The following is a 4,086-nucleotide window of genomic DNA, read 5'->3' as shown; positions in this document are numbered from 1 at the left end:
CCCCCCCCCCCCCCCCCCCCCCCCCCCCCCCCCCCCCCCCCCCCCCCCCCCCCCCCCCCCCCCCCCCCCCCCCCCCCCCCCCCCCCCCCCCCCCCCCCCCCCCCCCCCCCCCCCCCCCCCCCCCCACGGTGAGCCAGGACGCCTGGTGACGTGCTGGAGCGGCCACCGTCAGGGGCCCGCCGCGAGCTAGCGAGCGGTGGGGGGACGGTGGCCCTTCGACCAGTCACGCATGCGCTGCGGGTAGCCGGTCACCTGGGCGTCGTACACCGGGATCGCCAGCTCCTTGGACAGCCGGCGGGCGACGTCGGGACCGTCGATGCGCCTCCGGGTCCACTCACCGTCGGCCGCGACCAGGACGATGGTGGCCTCGGTCACCGCCGTCCGGGGCTCCACGTACCCCTCGACGCCCCGGCGGCTCGCCACGAACTGCTCCAGGTGCACCAGGTCGTCCCGGTGGGACGCCCGGTCGAGGGTGGCGCGGGCGCCATCCCCGGGCCGCCGCCTCCGCCACCGCTCGAACAGGCCCATCGCCGTCTCCGTCCTGCCGGGGTCGCGTGATCACTGCGACGCTCGCGAGAGCAACGGTGCTCCGGGCCAGCTCGTTCCCGGGGTGGCAGGATGGGGCCCAGCCCCCGCCCGCTCGAGCGGGGTTGCCGTCCGACGACCCGAGGAGCACCCGTGAGCGCACCCGCTTCCCCCGCCGACCTGGTCATCCTCGGGGGTGGCTCCGGCGGCTACGCCGCCGCGTTCCGCGCCTCCGAGCTCGGCCTGAACGTCGTGCTGATCGAGAAGGACAAGGTCGGTGGCACCTGCCTGCACCGAGGCTGCATCCCGACCAAGGCCCTGCTGCACGCCGGCGAGGTGGCCGACCTGGCCCGCGAGGGCGAGCAGTTCGGCGTGAAGACGTCGCTGGCCGGCATCGACATGGATGGCGTCAACAGCTACAAGGACGGCGTCATCACCAAGCTCTACAAGGGGCTGCAGGGCCTGGTGAAGGCGCGCAAGATCACCTACGTCGAGGGCGAGGGCCGGCTGGTCTCCCCCACGGCGGTCGAGGTGAACGGCCAGACCTACGAGGGCAAGCACGTCCTGCTGGCCACCGGCTCCTACCCCCGCTCGCTGCCGGGCCTGGAGATCGACGGCACGAAGGTCATCACCAGCGACCACGCGCTGAACCTGGACCGGGTGCCGAGCTCGGCGATCATCCTCGGCGGTGGCGTCATCGGCTGCGAGTTCGCCAGCGCCTGGAAGTCCTTCGGCGTGGACGTCACCATCGTCGAGGGCCTGCCCCACCTCGTGCCGCTGGAGGACGAGTCGTCCTCGAAGCTGCTGGAGCGCGCCTTCCGCCGGCGCAAGATCGCGTTCGAGCTCGGGAACCGCTTCTCCGGCGTGCAGACCACCGAGAACGGCGTCAAGGTGTCGCTGGAGAACGGCAAGGAGATCGAGGCCGAGCTGCTGCTCGTCGCGGTCGGTCGCGGCCCGGTCAGCTCCGGCATCGGCTACGAGGAGGTGGGCGTCGCGATGGAGCGCGGCTACGTCCTCGTCGACGAGTACATGCGCACCAACATCCCGACGATCTCCGCCGTGGGCGACCTGGTCCCCACCCTGCAGCTGGCCCACGTCGGCTTCGGCGAGGGCATCCTCGTCGCCGAGCGGGTCGCCGGCCTCGAGCCCGCCCCGATCGACTACGCCGGCGTCCCGCGGATCACCTACTCCGACCCCGAGGTCGCCTCGGTCGGCCTCACCGAGGCGCAGGCCAAGGAGCGCTACGGCGAGGTGAAGACCCTCACCTACGACCTCGCCGGCAACGGCCGCAGCCAGATCCTGAAGACGACGGGCGCGGTCAAGCTGGTGCAGGCCCCCGACGGCCCGGTCGTCGGCATCCACATGGTCGGCAGCCGCGTCGGCGAGCTCATCGCCGAGGCCCAGCTGATCTACAACTGGGAGGCCGAGGCCGACGACGTCGCCAGCCTCATCCACCCGCACCCGACGCAGAGCGAGGCGCTCGGCGAGGCTCACCTCGCGCTCGCCGGCAAGCCCCTGCACGTGCACGGCTGATCTCGCTCCACCCCCACCCACCCAGCGCCAGAAGGAGCACTGCCCCGATGCCGACCTCCGTCACCATGCCCGCCCTGGGCGAGAGCGTCACCGAGGGCACGGTCACCCGATGGCTCAAGCAGGAGGGTGACCAGGTCGAGGCCGACGAGCCCCTCCTCGAGGTGTCGACCGACAAGGTCGACACCGAGATCCCCTCCCCGGCCGCCGGGGTCCTCACCAAGATCCTCGTGGCCGAGGACGAGACCGTCGACGTCGGCGCCGAGCTCGCCGTGATCGGTGGCGGGGACGGCGACGAGGGCGCCGCCAGCCCGCCGGCCTCGGCCGAGGACGCCGACACCGCGCCGCAGACCCCCGACCAGCAGGTCGAGGACGCGGGCTCCGGCGGAGCGCAGGAGCAGCCCGCCGCCGAGCCCGAGCCGGCCCCGGCCGGCGGGTCCGGTGGCGGCGGCGGCGAGGGGACCCCCGTCACGATGCCGGCGCTCGGCGAGAGCGTCACCGAGGGCACCGTGACCCGGTGGCTGAAGGCCGTCGGCGACGAGATCACCGCCGACGAGCCGCTCCTCGAGGTCTCCACCGACAAGGTCGACACCGAGATCCCGGCGCCGGTCAGCGGCACGCTGCTGGAGATCACGGTCAACGAGGACGAGACCGTCGACGTCGGCGCCCAGCTCGCCGTGATCGGCACGGGCGCCTCCGGCGGCGGCTCCGCCCCCGCGGATCCCGCACCGCAGCAGGAGGCCCCGAAGCAGCAGGTGCCGGCCGAGCCGGAGCCGCAGGCGGCCCCGCAGGCCAAGGAGGCTGACGCGGCCAGCGAGCAGCCCGGTGGCGACTACGGTGCCAGCGGCGCCCAGCCGTCGGACTCGCCGACCTCGGCGCCCGCGCCCCAGGTGGCTCCGCAGGCGCCGTCCGCCCCGGCCCCCTCGGGTGACGGCGGTGGTCAGTACGTCACCCCGCTGGTGCGCCGCCTGGCCGCCGACCACGGGGTCGACCTGAACACCGTCTCGGGGACCGGCGTCGGCGGGCGCATCCGGAAGCAGGACGTGCTGGCCGCCGCGGAGAAGTCCGCCGCGCCGGCGCCCGCGGCGTCCGCTCCCGCGGCGTCGGCCCCGGCCGCCTCCGGCGGCACCCGCACGCCGTCGCCGGCCGCCATGCCGGACACCTCGGTGCGTGGCCGCACCGAGAAGCTGTCCCGCCTGCGCGGGGTCATCGCCCGCCGAATGGTGGAGTCGCTGCAGGTGAGCGCCCAGCTGACGACGGTCGTCGAGGCCGACGTCACGCGCATCGCGCAGCTGCGGCAGCAGGCGAAGGGCACCTTCGAGGCCCGCGAGGGCGTCAAGCTCTCGTTCCTGCCGTTCTTCGCCAAGGCGGCGGTCGAGGCGCTCAAGCAGCACCCGTCGGTGAACTCCTCGATCGACCTCGAGGCGGGCACGGTCACCTACCACGACGCCGAGAACCTCGGGGTCGCCGTCGACACCGAGCGGGGGCTGCTCGTCCCGGTGATCCACGGTGCGGGGGACCTGAGCCTGGGTGGCCTGGCCCGCAAGATCGCCGACCTCGCGGAGCGCACCCGCACCAACAAGGTGACGCCGGACGAGCTCGGTGGTGGGACGTTCACGCTGACCAACACCGGCAGCCGCGGCGCCCTGTTCGACACGCCGATCATCAACCAGCCGCAGGTCGCCATCCTCGGCACCGGCTCGGTCGTGAAGCGGCCGGTCGTGGTGCAGGACGCCGAGCTGGGCGAGGTCATCGCCGTCCGGTCGATGGTCTACCTGGCGCTGACCTACGACCACCGGATCGTCGACGGGGCGGACGCCGCCCGTTTCCTCACCACGGTGAAGGAGCGGCTGGAGACCGGTCAGTTCCACGGCGAGCTCGGCCTCGGCTGAGCCAGGGCACCCCGCCCGCAGCACCCGCGAGCCCGGGGGGGGGGGGGGGGGGGGGGGGGGGGGGGGGGGGGGGGGGGGGGGGGGGGGGGGGGGGTGGGTGGGGGGGGGGGGCGGGGCCGTGAGGGTGGGGCGGCGGGGG

The 4,086-nt window shown here is 74.6% G+C and carries 3 protein-coding genes; 2 read left to right on the top strand and 1 reads right to left on the bottom strand.

Features of this window, described 5'->3' with window-relative positions; translation table 11 throughout:
• Positions 1-186: 186 nt before the first annotated feature.
• Positions 187-528: an oxidoreductase gene (locus ACI79K_RS21025; protein ID WP_456591291.1), complete on the bottom strand. Its 342-nt coding sequence runs from the start codon at positions 526-528 to the stop codon at positions 187-189.
• Between the two features lie 150 nt (positions 529-678).
• Between ACI79K_RS21025 and lpdA the strand changes: the two genes are divergently transcribed.
• Positions 679-2,058, top strand: a complete 1,380-nt coding sequence (lpdA, locus tag ACI79K_RS21020; RefSeq protein ID WP_456591292.1) for a dihydrolipoyl dehydrogenase — start codon at positions 679-681, stop codon at positions 2,056-2,058.
• Between the two features lie 47 nt (positions 2,059-2,105).
• Positions 2,106-3,947 (top strand): 2-oxoglutarate dehydrogenase, E2 component, dihydrolipoamide succinyltransferase, encoded by a 1,842-nt coding sequence (gene sucB / locus ACI79K_RS21015; protein ID WP_456600672.1) that lies wholly within the window; start codon positions 2,106-2,108, stop codon positions 3,945-3,947.
• The last annotated feature ends 139 nt before the right edge of the window (positions 3,948-4,086 follow it).

This window comes from Blastococcus sp. SYSU DS0616, from assembly GCF_054051015.1.
The sequence above is the reverse complement of the archived record's forward strand: the minus strand, read 5'-3'. Positions and strand labels throughout refer to the sequence as shown.